The organism is Rhodococcus sp. NPDC060176 (assembly GCF_042728675.1).
Classification (GTDB): domain Bacteria; phylum Actinomycetota; class Actinomycetes; order Mycobacteriales; family Mycobacteriaceae; genus Rhodococcus_F.
On record NZ_JBHWYS010000010.1, the window covers coordinates 1 to 1,995 of the forward strand.

1 protein-coding gene and 1 rRNA gene are annotated in these 1,995 nt (G+C 61.4%); both read left to right on the plus strand.

The features are described from left to right. Positions 1-93 (plus strand): 5S ribosomal RNA (gene rrf / locus ACFWEM_RS29765); the annotation flags it as partial. Positions 94-598: 505 nt separating this feature from the next. Next, complete coding sequence (locus ACFWEM_RS29770) at positions 599-1,888, plus strand: plasmid pRiA4b ORF-3 family protein (protein WP_378539355.1); 1,290 nt, start codon at positions 599-601, stop codon at positions 1,886-1,888. Positions 1,889-1,995 lie beyond the last annotated feature (107 nt).

Consider the following 1,995-nt stretch of genomic DNA (forward strand, 5'->3'; position numbering starts at 1 on the left):
ACGCCCGGTCCCATTCCGAACCCGGAAGCTAAGCCCTTCAGCGCCGATGGTACTGCACTCGACAGGGTGTGGGAGAGTAGGACACCGCCGAACACACATTAGAGAAGCCCCCCAACCATTCGTGGTTGGGGGGCTTTCTCGTACCCAAAACACCCCCAAAACCGACCCCCAACCCGCCCCCCCCGGCATCGAGTGAACGGCACTCTCACCCTCTTGGACGAGGGGAACGGTACGTTCACACCATCCGGGCAGGGGCGTGACCGACGACGCGCCGGGATCGAGCGAACGGCACTTCCGTCGCCTTCAACGAGATGAACGGTACGTTCGCTGGGGCAGGGCAGGGCGAGGAAGATGCCGGCGCCGACGCACATAGGGACTTGTTAGCCAAGGTATAGATTGTGAACCGTCTCATAAGTCCGAAGTACTCTCCGATTTTGTGCCTTCGTCCCTAGCACTTTGGCCTAGGCTGAGTGGCATGGTGGGGTTGAGCAGCTCGAGGGTGTCGCATTTGCGACTCGTTCCGACGGAACCGGAAGAACTGCGAAGATTTGTACAAGAAACTGGCGGAGGGCGCGGGGGCCTTCAGGTAGCGCGATCGTTGCGTTCGAAGAGGCGCGCGGTACCGGCGCAATACGCGATACGTATCAGCGTCGACAATGTTTCCACCCAGATCTGGAGACGAATCCTCGTCGCGTCGGATCTGAATCTGGATGACCTGCATTCGGTGGTCCAACGGGCAATGGGGTGGAGTGACCGTCATTCGCACGCGTGGTCCAAGTCCGGCAGCCGATTTCCGGGCGAGGTCGAAGAGTACGTCGCTTCCGGAAGCAGCGCCGAGCAGCGTCGCGCCGGACGAGTGGCGATCGTGGAGTCCGCCGTACGTCTGGACGAGGTCATGGTCTCGCCTGGCGATGAAATCAGTTATCGTTACGGACGCTTCGGGAACTGGCGCCACACACTGACGCTTGAATCTTCGGAAGTACTGCCCGACGGATTCCAAGTTGTATGTGCAGCGGGTCGCGGTGCTTGTCCGCCGGAGGAATGCGTCGGGCCTGACGAGTACGAGCAGCTTCTCGGTGTCCTCGCTTCGGAGAAGTTGCGCTCCCACGAATGGACCCTCGAATGGCCGCAAACTGAATTCGAGCCGACACGATTCGAGATCGCTGAGGTCAACAATCGACTTCATACACCTCGACCGGACGAGATCGTTGCGCCGTACGACATGGCGAAGCTCGTCGAATGCCTGGAACCCTCGCGAGTCCCGGAACTGCACGCGGTCCTCACCCGAGCCGGCATTGACGATGAGTCGGCAATCGGAGAGTTGGTCCACGTCGAGGCGGGCCAACGCCTTCAGGCGGTCTTGGCGCTGATCGGTGTCGAAGGGATCGACGCCGATGACTTCTTCATGACGGTCGATGCGATGCTCGACGAACCTGAACTGGGACCGGTAAACCTCCCCCAAGGGCGATCACTCTTCGCAGTGCTCAAGAAGTTCGGCCTGGTGCGAAAGCACAAAGGGCAAATTTTACTGACGAAGCGGGGACAGTCAGCTGAGCGGGACGCGTCAATGATGTGGTCGGTGATCGTCGAGGGCGTTCCGGTCGCGCCGGGCGGCTCGCAGAGAGCGGTGGAACTCCTTGTCCTCCTCGCCGTAGCCGCTGGCTTGTCGCCGGCAGATCGTCATCGTTTCGTCGCGGGAGCGTTAGAGCCGATTCGGTCGTCGAGCATCCTCATGTCCGGGGCTCAGACTTCCAAACGTGACACGTCCGGGAGCACCGTGGAGGTGCTTGGTTTGATCGGCGCTACGGGTTACGAGTTGGGGAAGTTCGGCACCAAAGCGGACTCGTCCTGGGCTGTTCATCTCGCGAGGGCGATTCTGAAGCGGTAACCCGAGCACTGACGCAGACAACCGAAACGGGGTTGGCTCCGGCCCCCCCCGCGCCCAACCCCCTTGGTGGGCCGGGAGAGCTAAGAAGTTTTCGCCCGGCGGGCGGG